The organism is Kitasatospora sp. NPDC056731, assembly GCF_040687675.1.
GTDB lineage: Bacteria > Actinomycetota > Actinomycetes > Streptomycetales > Streptomycetaceae > Kitasatospora.
Genome location: NZ_JBFBNR010000002.1, coordinates 67,510 through 88,302, shown reverse-complemented (window position 1 = coordinate 88,302; position 20,793 = coordinate 67,510). Strand labels below are relative to the sequence as shown.

At 72.7% G+C, this 20,793-nt stretch carries 18 protein-coding genes; 11 read left to right on the top strand and 7 right to left on the bottom strand.

Features of this window, described 5'->3' with window-relative positions:
• Nucleotides 1-528: 528 nt before the first annotated feature.
• The 4 genes from AB0R04_RS02700 to AB0R04_RS02685 form a co-directional block, all read right to left on the bottom strand.
• Nucleotides 529-1,320, bottom strand: a complete 792-nt coding sequence (locus AB0R04_RS02700) for a nucleotidyltransferase domain-containing protein (RefSeq protein WP_363368006.1) — start codon at nucleotides 1,318-1,320, stop codon at nucleotides 529-531.
• Between the two features lie 176 nt (nucleotides 1,321-1,496).
• The gene (locus tag AB0R04_RS02695; protein WP_363367499.1) at nucleotides 1,497-2,525 is read right to left on the bottom strand and encodes an SDR family NAD(P)-dependent oxidoreductase; all 1,029 of its coding nucleotides are present in this window, start codon (nucleotides 2,523-2,525) and stop codon (nucleotides 1,497-1,499) included.
• A 56-nt stretch (nucleotides 2,526-2,581) separates the two neighbouring features.
• The gene (locus tag AB0R04_RS02690) at nucleotides 2,582-3,790 is read right to left on the bottom strand and encodes a UDP-N-acetylglucosamine--N-acetylmuramyl-(pentapeptide) pyrophosphoryl-undecaprenol N-acetylglucosamine transferase (protein WP_363367497.1); all 1,209 of its coding nucleotides are present in this window, start codon (nucleotides 3,788-3,790) and stop codon (nucleotides 2,582-2,584) included.
• Nucleotides 3,791-3,989: 199 nt separating this feature from the next.
• The gene (locus tag AB0R04_RS02685) at nucleotides 3,990-5,249 is read right to left on the bottom strand and encodes a hypothetical protein (RefSeq protein ID WP_363367495.1); all 1,260 of its coding nucleotides are present in this window, start codon (nucleotides 5,247-5,249) and stop codon (nucleotides 3,990-3,992) included.
• Between the two features lie 382 nt (nucleotides 5,250-5,631).
• Here AB0R04_RS02685 and AB0R04_RS02680 point away from each other — a divergent pair, with 382 nt between their 5' ends.
• From AB0R04_RS02680 to AB0R04_RS02665, 4 genes are all read left to right on the top strand, one after another.
• On the top strand, nucleotides 5,632-6,318 hold the full coding sequence (locus tag AB0R04_RS02680; RefSeq protein ID WP_363367493.1) for a response regulator transcription factor: 687 nt from the start codon (nucleotides 5,632-5,634) through the stop codon (nucleotides 6,316-6,318).
• Complete coding sequence (locus AB0R04_RS02675) at nucleotides 6,315-7,727, top strand: HAMP domain-containing sensor histidine kinase (protein ID WP_363367491.1); 1,413 nt, start codon at nucleotides 6,315-6,317, stop codon at nucleotides 7,725-7,727. Before AB0R04_RS02680 ends, AB0R04_RS02675 begins: the two co-directional genes overlap by 4 nt.
• A gap of 366 nt (nucleotides 7,728-8,093) precedes the next feature.
• Complete coding sequence (locus AB0R04_RS02670) at nucleotides 8,094-8,903, top strand: hypothetical protein (protein ID WP_363367490.1); 810 nt, start codon at nucleotides 8,094-8,096, stop codon at nucleotides 8,901-8,903.
• 185 nt (nucleotides 8,904-9,088) lie between these two features.
• Nucleotides 9,089-9,775 carry a hypothetical protein gene (locus tag AB0R04_RS02665; RefSeq protein WP_363367488.1) on the top strand — a complete coding sequence of 229 codons (687 nt, stop codon included), beginning with the start codon at nucleotides 9,089-9,091 and terminating at the stop codon, nucleotides 9,773-9,775.
• A 75-nt stretch (nucleotides 9,776-9,850) separates the two neighbouring features.
• On the opposite strand, the gene AB0R04_RS02660 is transcribed toward AB0R04_RS02665, so the two are convergent.
• Together AB0R04_RS02660 and AB0R04_RS02655 are read right to left on the bottom strand one after the other, a co-directional pair.
• Nucleotides 9,851-10,177 (bottom strand): nuclear transport factor 2 family protein, encoded by a 327-nt coding sequence (locus tag AB0R04_RS02660; protein WP_363367486.1) that lies wholly within the window; start codon nucleotides 10,175-10,177, stop codon nucleotides 9,851-9,853.
• A gap of 63 nt (nucleotides 10,178-10,240) precedes the next feature.
• Nucleotides 10,241-11,425 (bottom strand): M20 family metallopeptidase, encoded by a 1,185-nt coding sequence (locus AB0R04_RS02655; protein WP_363367484.1) that lies wholly within the window; start codon nucleotides 11,423-11,425, stop codon nucleotides 10,241-10,243.
• A gap of 150 nt (nucleotides 11,426-11,575) precedes the next feature.
• Here AB0R04_RS02655 and AB0R04_RS02650 point away from each other — a divergent pair, with 150 nt between their 5' ends.
• The 3 genes from AB0R04_RS02650 to AB0R04_RS02640 all read left to right on the top strand — a co-directional run bounded on the left by AB0R04_RS02650 (nucleotide 11,576) and on the right by AB0R04_RS02640 (nucleotide 14,752).
• On the top strand, nucleotides 11,576-12,667 hold the full coding sequence (locus AB0R04_RS02650) for an Lrp/AsnC family transcriptional regulator (protein WP_363367482.1): 1,092 nt from the start codon (nucleotides 11,576-11,578) through the stop codon (nucleotides 12,665-12,667).
• Between the two features lie 204 nt (nucleotides 12,668-12,871).
• On the top strand, nucleotides 12,872-13,702 hold the full coding sequence (locus AB0R04_RS02645) for a hypothetical protein (protein ID WP_363367480.1): 831 nt from the start codon (nucleotides 12,872-12,874) through the stop codon (nucleotides 13,700-13,702).
• Between the two features lie 177 nt (nucleotides 13,703-13,879).
• Entirely contained in the window at nucleotides 13,880-14,752 is an 873-nt protein-coding gene (locus tag AB0R04_RS02640) for a PIG-L family deacetylase (RefSeq protein WP_363367478.1), read from the top strand.
• A 172-nt stretch (nucleotides 14,753-14,924) separates the two neighbouring features.
• Here the strand turns inward: AB0R04_RS02640 and AB0R04_RS02635 are convergent, their stop codons facing one another.
• Nucleotides 14,925-15,680, bottom strand: coding sequence for an SDR family oxidoreductase (locus AB0R04_RS02635; protein WP_363367476.1), 756 nt, complete (start codon nucleotides 15,678-15,680; stop codon nucleotides 14,925-14,927).
• A 429-nt stretch (nucleotides 15,681-16,109) separates the two neighbouring features.
• Between AB0R04_RS02635 and AB0R04_RS02630 the strand changes: the two genes are divergently transcribed.
• The 4 genes from AB0R04_RS02630 to AB0R04_RS02615 all read left to right on the top strand — a co-directional run bounded on the left by AB0R04_RS02630 (nucleotide 16,110) and on the right by AB0R04_RS02615 (nucleotide 20,742).
• The gene (locus AB0R04_RS02630; protein ID WP_363367474.1) at nucleotides 16,110-16,988 is read left to right on the top strand and encodes an oxidoreductase; all 879 of its coding nucleotides are present in this window, start codon (nucleotides 16,110-16,112) and stop codon (nucleotides 16,986-16,988) included.
• A 264-nt stretch (nucleotides 16,989-17,252) separates the two neighbouring features.
• The gene (locus AB0R04_RS02625) at nucleotides 17,253-18,080 is read left to right on the top strand and encodes a lipase family protein (protein ID WP_063352084.1); all 828 of its coding nucleotides are present in this window, start codon (nucleotides 17,253-17,255) and stop codon (nucleotides 18,078-18,080) included.
• A 317-nt stretch (nucleotides 18,081-18,397) separates the two neighbouring features.
• Nucleotides 18,398-19,432 carry an SMI1/KNR4 family protein gene (locus AB0R04_RS02620; protein ID WP_363367473.1) on the top strand — a complete coding sequence of 345 codons (1,035 nt, stop codon included), beginning with the start codon at nucleotides 18,398-18,400 and terminating at the stop codon, nucleotides 19,430-19,432.
• 74 nt (nucleotides 19,433-19,506) lie between these two features.
• Entirely contained in the window at nucleotides 19,507-20,742 is a 1,236-nt protein-coding gene (locus AB0R04_RS02615) for an epoxide hydrolase (RefSeq protein WP_363367471.1), read from the top strand.
• Nucleotides 20,743-20,793 lie beyond the last annotated feature (51 nt).

Here is a 20,793-nt window from a genome sequence, read left to right as displayed (position 1 = left end):
CCGCCCGCCCGCAGTCCCTTCCCCCCCTGGTGCTCCTTCCGAGCGCCCGGTGCCCCCACCCGGACTACCTCGGCGCCCCGATGGACACCTTGAGGTGCGAGCCGTCGATCACGGCGCCGTCCAGCGGGCTCGCCGTTGGAAGCTCAGTCAGGGGCACCCCGTGCAGGTCCGGTCACCATCGACGGGGAAGACCATGTTCAGCCGTCGGACAGGACGTGCTACAGCTCGGCGAACAGGCCGATCTCCTGCCGGGAGACGCCCGTGTCCTGTTGATGGTCCCGCACGACGGGGAGATGCGCCTGCGGGATCTCGCGGTGAGGTGCGGGCCGACGGAGCTGGCGGTGCGGGCGGTGCGGGCGATCGAACAGTCGGGTACCCCGCCTGGCCGCCGGAACCGAAAAGTCTCGCTGACGGTCGGCCAGCCACCCCGCGCGGAAAGCCTGCTTGCGGGGATCGCCGCAGGAGGGGCTCCGCGACCGGACCTGACAGGCCGCCAGCGAACGAGCGCCCGGCTCAAGGTGTGTGCTGCTACTCGGTGCGGCTCCGAAGCGCGGCGAGGGCCTCCTCTACCAGCGCCCGTGCCTCGGCCACTGTGGCCGCCAGCAGTTCGGCGCTCTCTCCGGACGCCCCCAACAGGCCGCGGACTCGCGGGCCGAAGCCGGTTGGCGCGCCCGGAAGTGTCTCGGCGACGGCCAGCGCGCCCTTCTCGTTGAGGCACCAGCGCCGGCCGTCGGCGAACATCGCTTGCACCAGCACGCCGACGGCCCGGGACAGGCAGAGCGAGACGTACAACGTGTCCGCCCGTGCCGCGCCTTTTGCTGCGGCGGCGACCAGGAATTCCGCCTCCCAGGCTCCCGTCGTCAAGGCCTCTCGCAACGGTTCGGGGTAGGTCGAGGCCTTCTGCTGAAGATTCGTCAGTTCGCGGGCGGGGTCGGCCAGGACCTGGCCGAGTGCCACCTCGCCCGCGTAGCAGGGCGACCAGAAGCCGAGGGGATGTCCCGCCTGCACGCCGACTTCGTACCGGCCTTCGCGGCAGTCCGCCCACACCTGCTCGACCCGGTCCACGTCCCGCAGGATCCAGTCCACCGCCACGCCGTCGACCTGCAGCCACGCGCCGCCGTTCACCCAAGGCCCCCAGCCACCCGGGCCGGCCACCTCCACCTCGGGGCCGGCCAGCGCGCGCAACGCGGCGAGATCGAGCCCGCCACGGTAGTAGACGCCGAGATCCCAGTCCGAATCCGGCCGGTGCTCTCCGCGGGCCCGGCTGCCGCCGAGCATGACTCCGACGACGCCCGGCACCTCGGCCAGGCGGTTGGCCATCTCCTCGATGATCGCTCGCACGGAGCGAGTCTGGCAGTCACCCATGCGTCGGGCCAGCCGTTTCCGCCGGCGGTCACCGGATGCGGGGGCTTCGAGGGCGGGTGTGCGCCGGAGCCGGTGGCCGGCTCCGGCACCAAGGCCCCTGCCCGATGGGACAGTTGGCCGCAGGAGCGGCGTCAGACCTGGTAGCGGTCCGGGGCGAGCAGGTGCAGGTGTTCGGCGACCCAGTCGGAGGTGTGGCGCAGGCCCTCGTCCAGGCCGACCTGGGGCTGCCAGCCGGCCAGGTCGCGTGCCTTGCGGTTGTCGGAGAGCAGCCGTTCGACCTCGCTGCCGCCGGGGCGCAGCCGGGTCGGGTCGACGACGACGTCGGCGTCCCGACCGGAGGCGACGATCAGGGCCTTGGCCAGGTCGCCGATGGACACCTCGCTGCCGGTGCCGAGGTTGACGGTCTCGCCGAGCGCGCGGTCGGCGCGGGCGATGGCCAGGAAGCCTTCCGCGGTGTCGGTGGCGTAGGTGAAGTCCCGGGTGGGGGTGGTCGAGCCGAGCCTGATCTCCCGTGCGCCGGAGTGGAGTTGGGCCAGGATGGTGGGGATGACGGCGCGGGCGGACTGGCGCGGGCCGTAGGTGTTGAACGGGCGGACGACGGCGACCGGCAGTTCGAAGGCGTGCCAGTAGGAGAGCGCCATCATGTCCGCGCCGATCTTCGAGGCGGAGTACGGGGACTGCGGCTGGAGCGGGTGGTGCTCGTCGATGGGCGCGGTGATCGCGGTCCCGTACACCTCGCTGGTGGAGGTGTGCACCAGGCGGGCGCCGTGCCGCAGGCAGGCGGCGGCGACGTTCTGGGTGCCCACGACGTTGGTCTGCACGTAGGCCTCGGGGGCCTGGTAGCTGTAGGGGATGCCGATGAGCGCGGCGAGGTGGAAGACGGTGTCGCAGCCGGCGACGGCGTCCAGGACCCGGCCGGCGTCGCGGACGTCGCCGGCGAGCATCTCGACGGGGCTGTCGGGGTCGGCCAGGTAGTGGGCGAGGTATCCGCGCTCGGCGTACGGCTTGTAGTGGACCAGGGCCCGGACGCGGGCGCCGCGGGCGACCAGCAGGTCGACGAGGGTGCTGCCGATGAAGCCTTCGGCGCCGGTGACCAGGACGGTCCGGCCGGTCCAGTCCTGGTGGGCGGCGGGGGTGTTGGGGTGGGTGGGGCGGTTCATGGTGGTCCTCCGGTGGGTCGGGGCGGGTCGGGTGGTCAGTGGTCAGCGATCGGCGGTCAGCGGTCGTACGGGCCGGGGACGGGGGCCGGGACGGCGGGCGGCGCGGGCGCCGGGGTCCGGCCGATGACGCGGAGCACCTTGGCGGCCAGCAGGTCGGCGGCGCGCGCGTGGTCGCCCGGGTCGGCGGCCTGCGCCATCGCGGCGAGCCGGGCCGGATCGGCGAGCAACGGTTCCACCAGGGCGGCCAGCCGTTCGCCGGTGCACTCGCCGTCCGGCAGCAGCAGGCCGGCGCCGGCGTCGGAGAGGACGCGTGCGTTGTGGGTCTGATGGTCGTGCGGCGCGTGCGGGTAGGGCACCAGCACGGCGGGCATCCGGAGGCTGGAGAGTTCGGCGACGGTGGCCGCGCCGGCGCGACACACCATGAGGTCGGCGGCCGCGTAGGCGAAGTCCATCCGGTCCAGGTAGGCGACGGCGTGCGCCACCGGGTTGCCGTCCAGTGCGGCCCGGACCTGTGCCAGCGCGGCCGGGCCGGTCTTGATCAGCAGCCGCCGGTCGGTCCGGTGGCGCCAGCGTCCGGCCAGTTCGACGGCGGCCGCGGTGAGCCGGGCGGCGCCGAGGCTGCCGCCGTTGAAGACCAGCAGCCGGACGCCGTCCGGGACGGCGAAGTGCCGACGGGCCTCGGCGCGCAGCGCCGCCCGGTCGAGCTGGGCGACGGCGCCGACCAGCGGCATCCCGACGGTCTGCGCCGAGCGGCCGGCGGGCAGGTGCTCGCGGGTGCGGTCGAAGGCGAGCGCGATGTGCGGGGTGAGCCGGGCGGCGAAGCGGTTGGCCCGCCCGGGCACCGCGTTCGACTCGTGCACCACGCTCGGCAGCCCGGCCATCTTGGCGCCGACGATCACCGGCGCGCTCGGGTAGCCGCCCATGCCGACCGCGACCTGCGCGCCCTGGGCCCGCAAGATCTCCCGGCAGTCCCGGCCGGAGCGCAGCAGCGCCGCGGGCAGCAGGTAGCGGCGCGGGCCGAGGGAGGCGTCGAAGGGGATCATGTCGACGGTGTGCAGCCGGTAGCCGGCCTGCGGGATGAGGGTGGTCTCCAGTCCGCGTTCGGTGCCGACGAAGGAGATCACGGCCCGCGGGTCGGCTCTGCGCAGCGCCTCGGCCAGTGCGAGGCCCGGGTAGATGTGTCCGCCGGTGCCGCCGGCGCCGATCACCACCGACAGGGGGCGGGCCGGATCGTGGTTGGCATGGTTGCCGTGTTCTGTCCGCATGCCGTCGAGCTTGCTGAGGCCGCCTAAGAGAGTTCTCAGAGTCGTTCGGCGGGGGCCGTCGGCATGGGCGGCGGGCGGGGGCTGGGCCTCGACGGCGGCCCGGGGGTGCGGGCCGCCGTCGAGGACGGGCCGGTCGTCGAGGGCTACCGGGTGCGGCCCCGGGGGCGTCTCGTGCGCCGGTGGGTCACCAGCGGGTGGGTCACCAGGTGAGGAGGAGGTAGCCGGGGCCCGCCTGGTTGCCTGAGCTCGCCGGCGCCCGACCGCTGGTGCCGGCCTGGCCGGGGGTGTCCGAGGGGCTTGGGTAGTTGCCGCCGCCGTGGCCGCCCTCGCCGCCCGCGCCCCCGTCGCCGCCGCTCAGGCCGTTGCCGCCGCGGCCGGTGCCGGCGGGCACGGGCACGGTCGCCTGCCCGGCCGCGCCGCCGGTGCCGCCGCCGGCACCGAACGTCGCCGGGGTCGGGGTGCCCCCGGCGCCTTCGCGGCCCTGTCCGCCTGTTCCGCCGGCGAAGGCGTCGATGCTGGATCCGGCGCTCCTGCCGGCCGTCCCGGGGGCGCCGGCGGATCCGACGGCGTCAGTTCCCCCGCACGTGTTCCTCGGTGGGCCCAAGGGGCCCTTGGTGACGGCGAGGCCGCCCGCCGCTCCTCCACCGCCGGCCCCGCCGTGTGCGCCGGAACCGCCGAGGCCGCCGACCCCGCCCCGGCTTCCGACGGCGCGTTCGCCGGGTTCCCCGCCTCCGCCGCCGCCTCCGGTGCCGCCCGCTCCGCCGAACGCGCCGGGCAGTGCCCGGGCGTCGGCCAGTTGCCCGCCGACCTCGGTCACGTCGCTGTTGGTAAGGCCCACCGTGCCGCTGGTGCCGCTACCTCCGCTGCTACCGCCGGTGCCCGGGGTGAGCAGGGCATCGGCTCGCCCGCCGCCTCCGCCGTTCCCGCCGGCGCCCACGCTCTTGGGCGTCGAGGCGGAACCGACCGCCAGGATCAGCCGTTCGCCCGGGACGACGGGCATCACACACGAGACGAACGCCCCGCCGCCACCCCCGCCACCGCCGCCGCCCCCTGCACCGCCGGCGCCGCCTCCGCCGCCACCCCCGTCGCCGGTCCCGGCGAAGTAGCTCCCGCCGCCGCCTCCGCCACCCCCACCGCCCCCGCCGGCACCCATCCCGCCGGTGCCGCCTGCGCCGACCAGGTAGACGGTCATCGACGTCACCCCGGTGGGGACGACGAAGTAGTAGATGCCGGGTGTGGTGTACTCCTGCCGCCCGGCGGCCGGCGCCGCTGCGGACGCTGCCGCCGTCGGGGACACCACCGCGCCCAGCAGCACGGTGGCGAGCGCGACGGACACGCCCAGGCGCGACCAGCCGCGCGGGCCCGTCCGACCTCGCACCGGCGATCGGGAGGTGATCGAGGACGTCGGCGCGCCGTGCAGGGAGGCCCGGGACGTCGCGGGCGGAAGCGGTACAGGCATGTCGAGGGCCTCTTTCGGAGAGCGGGCGGGTTGTCCGAACGGGTCGCGTTCACGGTGCCGGGTGCGCCATCGGGCGACCGTGCGGTTCGTGCCGCGCGGCGCGGGCCGCTTACGGCCGACTCCCCGGGCAGCCGGGCCGCACCTACCAGCGGAGGAGCACCGGCAGGCGCCCCCGAACCGACCGGAGCGCGACCGGTCGCACACCCACAGTGTGCGCGGGAGCCCAGTCCCCCGCCCCGGACGATCGGCCGGACGGCTCCCACGGCCACCGCACGCCCCGTGGCCGGACCGGGCCCAGCAGCGACACGACCGGGGGCGCCCCGCGGCCGTCGCGAGGACGAGCTAAGAGGCTTCTCAGATTCGTTCTGAGAGGGTTGTCCGCATGAGCAACGGGCAGAGAGTGCTGGTCGTCGACGACGATCCGGAGGTACGGGCCGCCGTCGAGGACGGGCTGGCCGTCGAGGGCTACCAGGTGCGCGGCGCCGCCGACGGGCTGGCGGCGCTGAACGAGGTCGCCGGCTGGCAGCCCGACGCGATGGTCCTCGACCTGATGATGCCCGTCCTCGACGGGCTGGCCGTCTGCCGCCGGCTGCGGGCCCTGGGCGACCGGCTCCCGATCCTGGTGCTCACCGCGCGCGACTCGGTGAGCGACCGCGTCGACGGCCTCGACGCGGGGGCCGACGACTACCTGGTCAAGCCGTTCGCCCTGGACGAGCTGACCGCCCGGCTGCGCGCCCTGCTGCGGCGCAGCGCCCCGGCCACCGAGGAGCCCGGCTACCGCTTCGCCGACCTGGAGGTCGACCCGGCCACCCGGACCGGGAGCAGGGCCGGGCGGCCGGTGGAGTTCTCGCGCACCGAGTTCGCACTGCTGGAGGTGCTGCTGCGCCACCCCGGCCAGGTACTCCCGCGCGAGGTCATCATGGAGCGGGTGTGGGGCGCAGACTTCGGCCCCGACTCCAACTCCCTCGCCGTCTACGTCGGTTACCTGCGCCGCAAGCTGGAGGCCGGCGGCGAACCCCGGCTGGTGCACACGGTGCACGGGGTCGGCTACCGGCTGGACCGGGCTTGAGGGCGCACGCGCGCTGGCGGCGCCGGCGCCCGCTGCGCACCCGGCTGGCCCTCGCCTGCACGGCCGCGGTCGCCGTGGTGGCGCTCGGGATCAGCGCGGCCGCGTTCAGCATCGTCCGCTACGAGCTCAACCACCAGCTCGACCAGCACCTCACCCAGCAGGCCACCCTGGTGCAGCAGCAGCACCGCGACCAGGGGCCCCAGGTCGTCTACGGCGAGTGCAACTACCTGGCCGCCCCGGCCTGCGCGCAGATCGTCTCCGCCGACCCCGGCAAACCACCGAACGAGCCGTACCTGCTGCCCGTCACGCAGACCACCCGCCAGGTCGCGAACCGGCAGCGGGCCGGCTACTTCACCGACCTCACCATCGGCGGCCACCCGGCCCGGATGCTCACCACCCCGATGATCGCGGCGCCGCCCGGCGCCCGGCAGGCCGTCCAGGTCGCGCTGCGCGCCGACAGCGTCCAGGAGGGGGTGCGGCAGGCCGGCGCGCTGATGGCGGCCGTCGCGGCGGCGGGCCTGCTGCTGGCCGCCGTACTCGGGCGCACCGTGGCCCGCACCGCCCTCGCCCCGGTCGCCCGGCTGACCCGCACCGCCGAACAGATCGCCGACACCCGGGACGCGGGGCTGCGGATCGACCTGCCGCCCGGGCGCCGCGAGGACGAACTGACCAGGCTGGCCGGCAGTTTCAACACCATGCTGGGCGAACTGGAGCAGTCCGTGGCCGCCCAGCGCCGGCTCGTCGCCGACGCCTCGCACGAGCTGCGCACCCCGCTGACCGCGCTGCGCACCAACGCCGAACTGCTGTCCCGCGCCGACCGGTTGACCGAGGGCCAGCGGGAGCGGGCGGCGGCCGCGCTGCACCGCCAGCTACGCGAGGTGACCGGGCTGGTGAACGACCTCATCGAGCTGGCCCGCGACGAGGAGCCGCAGCCGCTGCTCGAACAGGTCGCGGTCGGCCGGCTCGTCGGGCACTGCGTCGACACCGCGCGCGGCCACTGGCCGGCGATCGCCTTCACCCTGGACGACGACGCGGACAGCTACGCGGACGGCGCCGCGGGCCACGGCGCCGCCGAGCGCACCGTCCCCGGCGTACCGGCCCGGCTGGCCCGACTGGTCTCCAACCTCCTCGACAACGCGGCCAAGTTCAGCCCGCCGGGCGCCACGGTCGAGGTCCGGCTCACCGCCGGACTGGAACTGACCGTCCGCGACCACGGCCCCGGCATCGCGCCCGAGGACCTGCCGTACGTCTTCGACCGCTTCTACCGGGCCTCCGCCGCCCGCGCCCTGCCCGGCTCCGGGCTCGGGCTCGCCATGGCGCGGCAGATCGCCCACGCGCACGGCGCCACCCTCACCGCCGAGGCCGCCCCCGGCGGCGGGGCGCTGTTCCGCCTGCGGCTGCCGGGCTGAGCGGGCCGCGGCGGCCCGGCGGTTCGGCGGTTCGGCGGTTCGGCGGTTCGGCGGTTCGGCGGTTCGGCCTGATCGGCGCGCGACGGTGGGCTGCGGGATCGTCGGGCGGGTCGCCCCGGGAGTGGGCGGCTGCCGGTCCGATACCACGGAGGGGCTGACCCTGCCCCCGGGTCTACCCTTTCGTCCCTCGTCCGATCGCTCCCGCCGCCCGTAGACTCGGCGGGCGGGGGCAGCCGGAAGGGCGGGGAGGGCGTGCGCGAGACACGGAGAGCCACGGAGCGGCAGACGACGGCGCCGGCCGCCGCCGGGCACGGGGCACGCCTCACGGGCCTGGCCGCGCTTCAGCGGCAGGTGGGGAACGCCGCGGTGACACGCCAGGTACAGCGCCAGAAGGGCGGCCTGAACGAGCACTACGCCACGAGGCCCACCGAGCACCCCGAGTGGGGTCCGTACCAGGAGCTGACGAAGGCCGCGGGCATTCCGCAGCCCCAGGCCGACGCCGCCTGGCAACTGCTGCTCGGCGGGGTCGACTCGCAGGGCGCGCTGAACGACGAGGCCGTGGCGAAGACGAACGACCGCCAGGAGCAGCGCGAGCTCCGGGCGTCGAACACCTGGTACCAGGAGTTCGTCAAGCTCATGGCCGAGCACCTGGAGATCGAGACGCCCACCATGGCCCTGTGGGCGGGCGGCATCGAGACCAGCGACTACGCGTACCGGAAAGGCCACACGCCCCTGGGGCGGACCCGGATCGGCAGCGTGCTCAACGTCCTGGAGCTGCACCCGGGCTGGAAGCTGACGGGGCCGATGTGGAGCGTCCTGTCCAAGGCCTTCGTGTCCCGCGCGACCGGCCCCGTGCACATCTTCGTACGGGCCTACGCTCCGGAGAGCATCCTGATCAGGCTGGAGGTTCCGGAACTACGGCTGGTCCAGCGGCTGAACCCGGACGTGAAGCTGATCTGGCACCCCGTGTACACCGCTCCCGGCGGGCAGATGAGGGAGATCTCGAAGGACTGTCGACTCGTCGACAACGCGGAGTACGACGGGCGGGACACGTGCGTGAGCGCCCTCATCCAGTACCTCAGGATGTTCCACGACGACAGCAACACCGAGGCCGCCCCCGCCCACACGAGCATGGAGCAACTGCTCGTCGCGAACGGACACAAGGACGGCGTCTGAGGCAGCGGCCCGCACGCAGCGCTCTCCGGCCTCGGCCGGGCACACCTCGTCAACTGTCCGGCGGACAAGGCCCATCGGTTTCTGGGACAGGATCGGGATACTTCCCGCACCTGCCTGTGAACGACCCTCGCCTACGGTGATCACACCCGGTGAACCTCACCGGCCGAACGACATCGGGAGACCTCATGCGCACGCGCCGCCTCGCCCTCACCGCCGCCGCCGTCGCGGCGCTCGCCGCCACCGCGACGGCCTGCGGGCCGGACAACAGCGACACGGGCTCCACCGCCGCCAGCCCCGCGGCCACCGCCGCCGCGACCAACGGGGCCGCAAGCGCACCCACCGGGGCCGCACCCACCGGGGCCTCGCCGACGAAGGCCGCCGCCGCGCCCACGACGCCCTCCACACCGAAGTCGTCCTCCACGCCGAAGTCGCCCGACGCGGCCTCCTCCCCCGCCGCCGACAAGACCGGCTACGGCCAGGCCTGCGGCGCCAACGACCTCGCACTCAGCGCGAAGTCCGAATCCCAGGCCGGCGGCTACCTCCTGATCACGGCCAAGGCCAAGCCGGGCATCACCTGCACGCTCCCCGCGACCCACCCCACCATCGCGTTCGGCTCGCGCGGCATCGAGGCCGCCAACGCCGAGCAGGCCACCGGCGAACCGATCACCCTGAGCGGCGCCAAGGTCGCGTACGCGGGCATCATGACGAAGACCACCAACACCAACCAGGCAATCCAGTTCACCGACGTCATCGTGGGCATCGGCAACGCCGACCCCAACCCGGCCAGCATCGCCGTCGGCACCACGCCGGTCGACAAGCCGATCGTCACCAACTGGCACACCGTTGCGAAGGACGCCGTCCCCGGCCTCTGACGGCCGTTCACCGGAGGGGCGCGGGCCGGCCGTACGACGGCGGCGACGACGGCCGCCGTACGGGCCTACGCTGGTTCAGCCCAGGAAGTCGACGCGGTCGATGAGACCTTCGCGCACCCGGTAGGCCACCAGGACGCGAACCGGCTCGTCGGCCAGGCCGTGGGCGACTTCGTGGTCGACCACCCAGTCGCCTTCGCTGAGCCGCCCCACGATCTCCGCCCGGCAGCGGCCCTTGGCGAACTGTCCGGCGTACCTGTCGCGCAGAGCCTGCCGGCCATGGAGTTGGGTGCCGTCGGCCCGGTGGATCGTGATGTCCTCGGCGTAGGTGGCGACGAAGGCGTCGATGTCGTGGCTGTTGTAGGCGGCGAGCTGCTGCTCGACCACGTCGCGCGGTTCGGTCATGTGGTTGCTCATTCGTTCCTCGGTGTACGGGTTGCGGGTTCAGCAGGGTTACGTGTTACGGGTTCAGGCCGCGAGGCGGCGGGTGGCGAGTTCGGCGTAGAGCGCGGCCCCGTCGGGGAGCACCGCGTCGTCGAACTCCGCGTAGGGCGAGTGGTTGACCGGCAGGTCGTCGGGGTCGGTCCCCTTCGGGGCGGCGCCGAGCCACACGAGCGATCCCGGCACGGCGTCCAGGACCCGGGAGAAGTCCTCCGACCCGGTCATCGGGTTCGGCATCGACTGGAAGCGCTCCTCGCCGAAGACCTCCCGGACGGTGTCCGCCAGGAAGTCGGTCTCGGCCCCGTCGGTCACGGTCACCGGGTACTGGGGAAGGTACTCGACCTCGGCCCGCAGGCCGTGGGCGGCCGCGATGGCCCTGACCAGCTCCACCGTGGTGTCGGCGACCTTGGACTGCGCCTCGGCGGAGAAGGTGCGCACGGTCGCCTCGAAGTAGGCGGTCTCGGGGATGATGTTGCGCTGGGTGCCGGCCTGGATCAGCCCGACGGTGACCACCACCGGATCGAACACGTCGAAGCGGCGGGTCACCATGGTCTGCAGCGCGGTGACCATCTCGCAGGCCGCCGGGATGGGGTCCTTGGCCCGGTGCGGTACCGAACCGTGGCCGCCCGCACCGTGGACGGTGACGTTCAGCGCAGCGGAAGCGGCCATGATCGGCCCGCGCCGGGAGCCGAACTCCCCGTGCCGCATGGCCGACGACACGTGCAGGGCGTAGGCGGCGACCGGGCGCCTGCCTGCCGCGTCGAGCACGCCCTCGGCCAGCATGGCCCCGGCTCCGTCCCACCCCTCCTCGCCCGGCTGGAACATGAAGACCACGTCGCCGTGGAGCTGTTCCCGCCGTGCGGCCAGCAGGTGTGCGGCACCCGCGAGCATGGTGGTGTGCAGATCGTGTCCGCAGGCGTGCATGGCCCCGTTGTCGGCGGCGAACGGCAGCGGGGCCTTCTCGGCGACCGGCAGGCCGTCCATGTCGCCGCGCAGCAGCACCGCCGGCCCCGGCCGGCCGCCGCGCAGCACCGCGGTGACCGAACTCAGCGCGGAGCCCTGGCTCACCTCCAGCGGCAGTCCGCCCAGGGCCCGCAGCACCCGCTCCTGGGTGCGCGGCAGGGCCAGGCCCAACTCGGGGAACCGGTGCAGGTCGTGGCGCAGCCGGACCAGGTCCGGGGCCAGAGCGAGAGCGTCGTCGTGCAGGGACACGGGCACCTCCGTCGATCCCGCGCGTGGCGGGAACTTGTGCAGAGCGATCTTGTTCCGTGATTCTGGATCTCACGGCGGGATTTGCCCGCGATTTCGCAGGATCACGCCACCAGGAGGCCCTTCGATGCACGAATCCACCGGCAGCCGACGGTGACCGGCGCCGCGACGACCGGTGCCGAGGTGACCGGCGCCGAGGCGACCGGCACCGAGGTGACGGTGGACGAGCTGGACCTCGCCCTGGTGAACGCGCTGCAACTGCGGCCCCGCGCACCCTGGTCACTGCTCGGCCAGACCCTCGGGATCAGCCCGGTCACCGCCGCCCGCCGCTGGCACCGGCTCTCGCAGGCCGGGATCGCCTGGGTGACCGCCTACGGTCTGCCGCACCCCGAGGACCGCGGGTGCGTCGCCTACCTCGACCTCGACTGCGCTCCCGGCCGGCTCCGGCAGATCGCCGACGAACTGGCCGAGGACCCGCACGTGATGAGCATCGAACACGTCGCCCAGGGCTGCGACCTCGTCGTCACCGTGGCCTTCACCGACCTGGCGACGGTCTCCCGGTACACCGCCGAACGGCTCGGCCCACTCCCCGGGGTCAACGCCGTCCGCGTCCACCTGGCGACCGGCTTCTACGCCGAGGGGATCCGCTGGCGACTGGACTCGCTGGACCCGGCCCAGCGCGTGGAACTGCACGACGATCACCTGGCGGGCTACGGGACGCCGTCCGGCGTACGAGCCGAAGTTCGGGAAGAGGACCGGGAGTTGCTCATCAGACTGGGCGTCGACGGCCGCCTCGGCCAAGCCGAGCTGGCCGCCGCCACCGGGCTCAGCCCGTCCACGCTGCGCCGGCGCCTCGACCGGCTGGCCGCCTCCGACGCGATCCGCTTCCGCTGCGAGATCGCCGCCCGCGACGCCGGCCGGCCGGTCCTGGCGACCTTCCGGGCCGACCTCCCCCCGGAGCGGCTCGACGAGGTCGGCCCCCAGCTCGCCAGACTCCCCGAGGTCCGGCTGTGCGTGTCCGTCACCGGCCCGCACAACCTCCTGCTCTCCGTCTGGCAGCGCTCCCTCGCCGACGTCCAGCGGCTGGAAACCGCTCTCGCCCGCAGGTTCCCCGACCTGCGGGTGGCCGAGCGCCGCGTGTCGCTGCGCACCGTGAAGCGGATGGGCCGGATCCTCGACGCGGACGGACGCGCGGTCCGCGCCGTTCCGCTGGACATCTGGCGGGATCCGATCCCGGTCTCCTGACGGCCGTTCAGGTCGGTCCCTGCTGCAGCGCGCCGTCACCAGGAGCTGCGGGCCGCCTCGCGCAGGCCCGGCGGCCCGCCCGTGTGTTCCGGCCATTTCCGGGCGTAGGCGCCCGAACCGGCCGCCCCGGTGGGCAGGATGGCCGACGGCCCGCGCCGCTGCCCGGCCGGGCCCCGCAGACCGATCGGAAGGCAGGGACCAGCCATGCCCAAGAGCGCACGGCGATGCACCGTGGCGGCGACCGTCTGCGCCACACTCATCGGCGCAGTCGGCCTCCTCGCACCATCCGCCCAGGCCCAGACACCAACCTCCGTACAGGCACCGACAGCCGCGTCGTCGACGGCGGACCGGCCCCGGGACACCACCACGCCCCCGGGCACCGAGGGGCAGTCCACCACGGTCACCCGTCCCGACGGCACCCAGGCGCGGTTCGCGGTCTTCTCGACCGACTACGCCACCGGCCAGACCATCTGGTACCAGACGCAGTCCTCCCCCGGCGGCCCGTTCGGCGCCTGGAGCCAGGTCAACGGCATGAACCTCAATTTCCAGAACCTGGTGCTCACCGCCGCCGCGGACGCCGACGGCGCCCTGGAGGTGTTCACCATCGGGTACCAGTCGTCGGTCCTGGTACGGATGCACCAGGCGGGCCCGGACGGGCCGTGGTCGGCGCCAGAACCCTTCGGCCCCGCCGGGGCGGGCGTGCCGAGGTTCTTCGGGGCGCCGGTGGCCTTCCAGCGGGCGGACGGCACGCTGGCCTTCTTCGAGGTCTACCAGGGTTCGAGCAGCCCGCAGTTGTACGTCAACGAGCAGAGCGCCCCCGGTGTCTGGGGTCCCTGGACCACCCTGGGCACCGGCCCCCTGCCGTCCTCCGTCGCCACTCCCTCCTCCGTCACCGAGTCGGCCGACGGGAGGCTGACGGTGGTCGCACACATGTGGAACGCCCCCTCGTGGTTCGCCCAGATCTCCGAGCAGGCCCCGGGCGGCGCCTGGGGCCCCTGGCAGGACTGCCGGCCCAGCAACTGCACCACCGGCTGACCGCGCCGCCCACGCCCGGAAGCTCCACGTGGCAGCCGGGAGGCCGAGCACACCGCCCGGCGGCACCACCCCGCCGACCTGCCCGGCGGCCTCGACCACCCCCGGGCCCGAGCCGCCCGAGGCGCTGGCGCAGACTGGGAGCCGAACACCCGACCGACCGACCGGAGGACGACACCCATGGCCGACCGGCCCCTGACGCTGATGGCAGTGCACGCCCACCCCGACGACGAGGCCACCTCGACCGGCGGCGTCCTCGCCCGCTACGCCGCCGAAGGCATCCGCACCGTCCTCGTCACCTGTACCGACGGCGCCTGCGGCGACGGCCCCGGCGGCACCAAGCCGGGCGAGGAAGGCCACGACCCCGCCGCCATCGCCGAACTGCGCCGCCAGGAACTCGAAGCCAGCTGCCGGATCCTCGGGGTCGACCACCTCGAACTGCTCGGCTACGGCGACTCCGGGATGATGGGCTGGCCCGCCAACGACGCTCCTGGATCGTTCTGGAGCACCCCCATCGCCGACGGCGCCGCCCGGCTCGCCGACCTGATGCTCCGCTACCGGCCCGACGTCGTCGTGACCTACGACGAGAACGGCTTCTACGGCCACCCCGACCACATCCAGGCCAACCGCATCACCATGGCCGCCCTCACCCAGGCCGCCCTGACGCCCAAGGTGTACTGGACGACGGCGCCGCACTCGATGATGCAGCGCTTCGGCGAGCTCATGCGCGAGTTCGGCGCCGACGGGGGCGACGGGGCTGACAGGGCTGACAGGGCTGACGGGGACAACCCGGAGCCCACCGGGGAGGCCGTGGAGCTGCCCCCGATCGGGCTGCCCGACGAGGAGATCACCACCTGGGTGGACGCCACCGCCTTCGGCGGGCAGAAGTACGACGCGCTGCTCGCGCACGCCAGCCAGGGCGAGAACATCTTCTTCCTGAAGATGGGCCGGGAGCGGTTCACCGAACTGATGGGCGTGGAGACCTTCGTCCGGGTCCTCGACACCACCGGCGCGGCGCTGCCCGAGAAGGACCTGTTCACCGGCCTGCGCTGAGCAGCAGGGCAGGCCCGGGGCCTCGGACTAAACGATGCAGGCCACGCCCGGAAGGGCGTGGCCTGCATCGCTCCCGCTTGGGGGCAGTTGGCGAGGATCCAGACCTGGACCGGAGCCCTGGCTGCCGGTACCCGTGCCCGCTCCGGTGACCGGAACGGTGCGGGCCGTCGGATCAGCGGGTGGTGTAGCCGCCGTTGGCGAACACGGTCTGCCCGTTGATCCACCAGCCGTCGGTGAGCAGGAACTTCACGAGCGGGGCGATGTCCTCGATCCTGGTGAGCTCCCCGTTCATGGAGGACGACTTGTGGTAGACGACGGAGTCGTCGGTCTCGGCCGGGTAGAAGAACGAGGTGTCCATCGGGCCGGGGGCGACGTTGTTGACGGAGATGTTGCGGCCGAACAGTTCCTTGGACAGGGCACGGGTGAAGTGCTCGACGGGTGACTTGCTGCCCGCGTAGACGGAATACAGGCCGGTGTAGGCGGCCAGCAGCGAGGTCACGATCGTGATGATCTTCCCGCCGTCCTCCAGGCGTTTGGCCGCCTCGCGCATCATGAAGTACGCCGCCTTGGTGTTGACGGCGAACATCCTGTCGAACTCTTCCTCCGTGGTCTCCGTCATGGGCTTCTTGATGACCATGCCGGCCGTGTTGACCATGCAATCGACCTTGCCGAAGGCACGCACCGCGGTGTCGAAGAGCGTCTCCACCTCGGCGACCCTGCTCAGGTCGCCCTGATAGACGATGGCGTCGCCGCCGAGCTTCTTCACGTCGGCGGCCGTCTGCTCGGCCTTGTCGCGGGAGGAATCGCTGTTGTAGTGCACAACGATCCTGGCGCCGTCCCGGGCGCACTCCTTGGCGATGAGGCTGCCGAGGTTCTTCGATGCGCCTCCGATGACGACGACCTTGTCCTTGAGCGTATGGCCGGGCATGGAACTCTCCTCGTCAGGAACCGGGGGAAGGGGAGGGGAAGTCGGGCAGGCCCGCCGGCCCGGACGCTCCTTCCGTCCCTTCGTAGCCCACCGACGCTCATCGCGCTCCGTTCGGCAGGACCGCCCGCTTCCCCTCGTTCCGGCGCTGGTGCCGGGAAAGCGCAGCTCATACGGAGTGACGCCTCCCTCCGGAGGCCGGCCGGCGACAGCCACCGCGCGCCGAGCGGCGATCGCCCGCACGGGTGACATCGGGCCGCCAGGCCCACGTCTCCCACGGATGGGTGTCCCGGCCACGCCCTGCCACGCCCAGGAACACCGGGGTACTGCGCCGCCCATCCCCACTCCCCCAGAGTTAGGAATCGCGCCGGGCCGTCCACGAGCATCCGATTCGTCGGGCCCGGCCTCAGCGGAACCGGCGAAAGGCACGACATGACCACCAGCGCTCCCGGCGGCACCCTCACCCTGGCGCCCGGCCTCACCCTCAGCCGGATGGGCTACGGCGCCATGCAGTTGGCCGGCCCCGGCGTCTTCGGCCCTCCCAAGGACCGCGACCAGGCCTTGGCGGTCCTGCGCGAAGCCGTCGAGCTGGGCATCACCCACATCGACACCAGCGACTACTACGGGCCGTTCGTCGTCAACGAACTCATCAAGGAAGCCCTGCACCCCTACCCGGCCGGACTGCACATCGTCACCAAGGTCGGCGCCCGCCGCAACGAGACCGGCGACTGGATCCCCTCGCAGGAACCCGCAGATCTCAAGGCCCAGGTCCACGACAACCTCCGGCACCTCGGCCTGGAGGCCCTGGACGTCGTCAACCTGCGCCTGGACTCGGTGGAAAACATCTCCGATGCGCCCATCGCCGAGCAGTTCGGCGCCTTGGCCGACCTGCGCCGTCAGGGGCTGATCCGCCACCTGGGCATCAGCGGCGTCTCCGACGCCCAGCTCACCGAGGCGCAGGCCATCGCCCCGGTCGTCACCGTGCAGAACCTCTACAACCTGGCCAACCGGCAGGACGACTCACTCGTGGACCGCTGCGCTGACCAGAACATCGCCTTCGCCTCGTTCTTCCCCTTGGGCGGCTTCAGCCCGTTCCAGTCCCAGGCGCTCAACGATGTCGCTGCCCGTCTCGACGCCTCCCCGCAACAGGTCGCGCTGGCCTGGCTGTTGCAGCGCTCGACCACCACCGTCCTGATCCCCGGCACCTCCTCCATCGCCCACCTGCGCGAGAACATCGCCGCGGCCGACCTCGTCCTGCCCGCCGACGCCGTCACCGAACTCGACACCATCGGCTCCGCGAGATCGCGGTAGTCCTCAACGCGGCTGGCAGCGCTGCCACTTCGACTTCGCCGACGCCACGCCGATCATCGGGGACCACGGCCGTCGAGCCCATGGGCGGTGTTGCGAACGCCGCGGATCCCGCGTCCTGCGGCGGTTCCCGCACAGCCCGCCGGGATCCGGGTTCCGCCGCGGTTGCGCCCGTACGGGTGGCCTTCAGCGCTTCCGGCTCCCCTCCGTTCGCGTACGGCACTAGGTTGCTGGGCGACCCGCTGGCCCGCTTCCCGGAGGACACCGATGGCCATCCCCGCTCTGGACCACTCGACGACCCGCTATTCCCTCCCCCACGCCTACTGGATGGCGCAGGCCGCCGGACTGGCCGTGCTGGACCGGGTCGGCATCGAGAACAAGGCCCACGCCTGGGGCTTCGACGAGGTGCGGCACTTCGAGTCGACGCACCAGATGCCGTTCCCGATCGAGGACACCCAGGCCTACACCATGGCCAGCGACCGCATGATCGTCACCGGCTTCCGGGGCACCGAGGTCCTGAAGATCTACGACTGGCTCACCGACGTCAGCACCCCGCCCGTTCCCGGACCGGCGAACAAGGGCTTCGTCCACTACGGCTTCCACCAGGCCCTGCGGTCCGTCTACCCCGAGATCCGCGACACCATCCGGGGACTGCGCACCAACGGGCAGAGCGTCTGGTTCACCGGCCACAGCCTCGGCGGCGCCCTCGCCATGCTGGCCGGCGCCTGCTGGTACTTCGAGGAGCCTCGCCAACTCCCCGACGGCGTCTACACCTTCGGCCAGCCCCGCACCTGTGAACGCCTTCTCGCCGCCGCCCACAACACGGCTTTCAGGGACCGCTGCTACCGCTTCGTCAACAACAACGACATCGTCCCCCAGCTCCCGCCCGAGCCGGCCTTCACCCACGTCAACGCACTCCGCTACTTCGACGCCGACGGAGAGCTCCACGAGGCCATGCCGCTCATCGCCGGGCTGAAGGACCGGGCGAAGGGCTACCGCCAGGACATGTTCGCCCCCGAGACCGACGGCATCAAGGACCACCACCTGCGCAACTACCTCGCCGCGTTCGAGAAGAACCTCGCCACAGCCGCCTGATCGCAGGACACCCGGGGCCGACCCCACAGGGCCGGGCCCGACCCGACGTCCGCTCCACAGCCCAACGGGAGGCTGCGGCGGACGGCGAGGAGTCCGGGCTTCGTGGGCGAAGCGGCCGTGACCGGCACGGGGACTGCACGGTGTCCTGCTTCGCCCGGAGCCGGGTTGATGTCTCGTTGGGCCGACCACCTCGCCGCCCATCAGTACGGCTCAGTACGGCGACGCGTCAGTGCCGCCTGACTCTGCCCTTCTCCGAAGCCGCCGTCGGCCGGGCATCGAACGTACAATCGCCGGACGAGTAAGTGCGGGAGGGCGCAGTGGGACACTTCGAGGGCTTCGACGTCACCGGGTTCTGGGACGACTCGGCCTACGCGCTGGAGCAGTACGTGGAGGAGGCCCCACCCTCGCCGCAGCTGATCGCGTCCTTGGAGGAGGAGCTCAGCGGATACCGTCTGCCCGACTCCTACATCGCGCTGATGAGCGCGCACAACGGCGGCACCCCGGCCCGGACCTGCTTCCCCATGCCCGAGGCGACGTCCTGGGCCGACGACTACATCGAGATCACCGGAATCCGGGGTGTCGGGCGGACCCGTCCGCAATCGCTCGGCGGCGAGTTCGGCAGCCGGTTCTGGATCGACAGGTGGGAGTACCCCGACATCGGTGTCTACTTCGCCGCGATGCCCTCGGGCGGCCACGACATGCTCGCCCTCGACTACCGCGCGTGCGGCAGGCACGGCGAGCCGACCGTGGTGCACGTCAGCCAGGAGGCCGACTTCGCGATCACCTTGGTCGCGGAGAACTTCGAGGCGTTCGTCACGGGCCTGGTCGACGAGTCCGTCTACGACACCTCGGAGCAGGACCGGCTCGCCGACCTGGCCGCGGTGCGCGACGGCAGCTTCTCCCCCGTCCTGCTGCGCGCCTTCCGCGAGGTCGCGGACGTTCTGCCCGACGCGGACCGGCGAATGCGGGCGCTCGCCGAGGCCCTCGTGCACGACAAGGGGTTCTTCGCCCTGCACGCCGACGCGCGCTCCACGCTCATGTACGACTACCTGTTCTGGCTGTTCAGCAGCTTCAACCGGGTCGACTCCTTCGAACGGTACCTCAGGACGCCTGCGCAGGACGAGCCTTCCTACGCGCTGCCGGACTACGAGCTCATGATCGCCTTCGGCCTGGAGTCCGAGCAGTACGGCTTCCGCACCGGCGGATACGCCCCCGGCTTCCTCCAAGACTGGTGGAGCTCCCGTATCGCCTCGGGTCGGATCGTCGAGACTGCCGACGGCTACCGGTTGACCGACGCCGCCGTCACCACGCTGCTCGACGGACTCGCCACCGTGGCCGGGCAGGGCGGGTAGCCGTATCCGCCGGGCTACTTGATGCCCGACACGCCGGCGGCACCGTTTCCTCCGCCTCGGAAAGGGACCACGCCATGACCGCCCCGCACGCCTTCCCCCTGCAGCCCACCCCGATCCATGTGCCCGACGAGGTCCTCGACGAGCTGCGCACCCGTCTCGCACTGACTCGTCCGCCGCTGGACGAGGGGAACGAGGACTGGTCCTACGGCGTCCCGGACAGCTACCTCCGTGAACTGGTCGCCTACTGGCGGGACGGGTACGACTGGCGCAAGGCCGAGGCCGCCATCAACGCCCACGAGCACTACCGGGTGAGCGTCGGCGGTGTCCCGGTGCACTTCCTGCGCAAGCCCGGCCGCGGCCCCCGCCCGATCCCGTTGATCCTCACCCACGGCTGGCCGTGGACGTTCTGGCACTGGTCGAAGGTGATCGACCCGCTCGCCGACCCGGCCGCGTTCGGCGGCGACCCCGCCGACGCGTTCGACGTCATCGTGCCCTCCCTGCCCGGTTTCGGCTTCCCCGGCCCGCTCACCGGCTTTCCGGACGTCAACTTCTGGAAGGTCTCCGACCTCTGGCACACCCTGATGACCGAGACCCTGGGATACGGGAAGTACGCCGCCGGGGGCTGCGACATCGGCGGGATCGTCTCCAGCCAGCTCGGCCACAAGTACGCCGACGAGCTGTACGGCATCCACATCGGCTCCGGGCTGCCGCTCGACTTCTTCACCGGCCCCCGCGCCTGGGACTTCGCCCGGAACCGGCCCCTCACCGACGACCAGCCCGCCGACGTCCGCGCCCGCACCATCGAGCTGGACCACCGCTCGGCGTCCCACCTCGCCGTGCACACGCTCGACGGCGCCACCCTGGCCCACGGGCTGAGCGACTCGCCCGCCGGGCTGCTCGCCTGGCTGCTGGAGCGCTGGAACGCCTGGAGCGACAACGGCGGAGACGTCGAATCCGTCTTCACCAAGGACGACCTGCTCACCCACGCCACGATCTACTGGGTGAACAACTCCATCGCCACGTCGATGCGTTACTACGCCAACGCCAACCGCTACCCCTGGACTCCCGTCCACGACCGCACCCCGGTCGTACAGGCCCCGGTCGGCCTCACCCTCGTCACGTACGAGAACCCGCCCGGCATCCACACCGCCGACGAACGCGTCCGGGCGTTCAGGACCGGCCCGCAGGCCGACTGGTTCAACCACGTCAACGTCAACGCCCACGACCACGGCGGCCACTTCATCCCCTGGGAGAACCCCGACGCCTGGGTCAGCGACCTGCGCCGCACCTTCCACGACCGCAGGCCCTGAACGGGCCGGGCGGGCGTTGCCCCGCGCGGGACCCGCGCGGGGTCGACGGCG

What these genes read in the sequence shown, in the direction of transcription:
- AB0R04_RS02700 (WP_363368006.1), bottom strand. Translation starts at nt 1,320, where the DNA reads ATGGCCAACCGCCTGGCCGAGGTGCCGGGCGTCGTCGGAGTCATGCTC.
- AB0R04_RS02645 (WP_363367480.1), top strand. Translation starts at nt 12,872, where the DNA reads ATGCCCAAGAGCGCACGGCGATGCACCGTGGCGGCGACCGTCTGCGCC.
- AB0R04_RS02690 (WP_363367497.1), bottom strand. Translation starts at nt 3,790, where the DNA reads ATGCGGACAGAACACGGCAACCATGCCAACCACGATCCGGCCCGCCCC.
- AB0R04_RS02625 (WP_063352084.1), top strand. Translation starts at nt 17,253, where the DNA reads ATGGCCATCCCCGCTCTGGACCACTCGACGACCCGCTATTCCCTCCCC.
- AB0R04_RS02635 (WP_363367476.1), bottom strand. Translation starts at nt 15,680, where the DNA reads ATGCCCGGCCATACGCTCAAGGACAAGGTCGTCGTCATCGGAGGCGCA.
- AB0R04_RS02615 (WP_363367471.1), top strand. Translation starts at nt 19,507, where the DNA reads ATGACCGCCCCGCACGCCTTCCCCCTGCAGCCCACCCCGATCCATGTG.
- AB0R04_RS02630 (WP_363367474.1), top strand. Translation starts at nt 16,110, where the DNA reads ATGACCACCAGCGCTCCCGGCGGCACCCTCACCCTGGCGCCCGGCCTC.
- AB0R04_RS02640 (WP_363367478.1), top strand. Translation starts at nt 13,880, where the DNA reads ATGGCCGACCGGCCCCTGACGCTGATGGCAGTGCACGCCCACCCCGAC.
- AB0R04_RS02680 (WP_363367493.1), top strand. Translation starts at nt 5,632, where the DNA reads ATGAGCAACGGGCAGAGAGTGCTGGTCGTCGACGACGATCCGGAGGTA.
- AB0R04_RS02665 (WP_363367488.1), top strand. Translation starts at nt 9,089, where the DNA reads ATGCGCACGCGCCGCCTCGCCCTCACCGCCGCCGCCGTCGCGGCGCTC.
- AB0R04_RS02685 (WP_363367495.1), bottom strand. Translation starts at nt 5,249, where the DNA reads ATGCCTGTACCGCTTCCGCCCGCGACGTCCCGGGCCTCCCTGCACGGC.
- AB0R04_RS02660 (WP_363367486.1), bottom strand. Translation starts at nt 10,177, where the DNA reads ATGACCGAACCGCGCGACGTGGTCGAGCAGCAGCTCGCCGCCTACAAC.
- AB0R04_RS02695 (WP_363367499.1), bottom strand. Translation starts at nt 2,525, where the DNA reads ATGAACCGCCCCACCCACCCCAACACCCCCGCCGCCCACCAGGACTGG.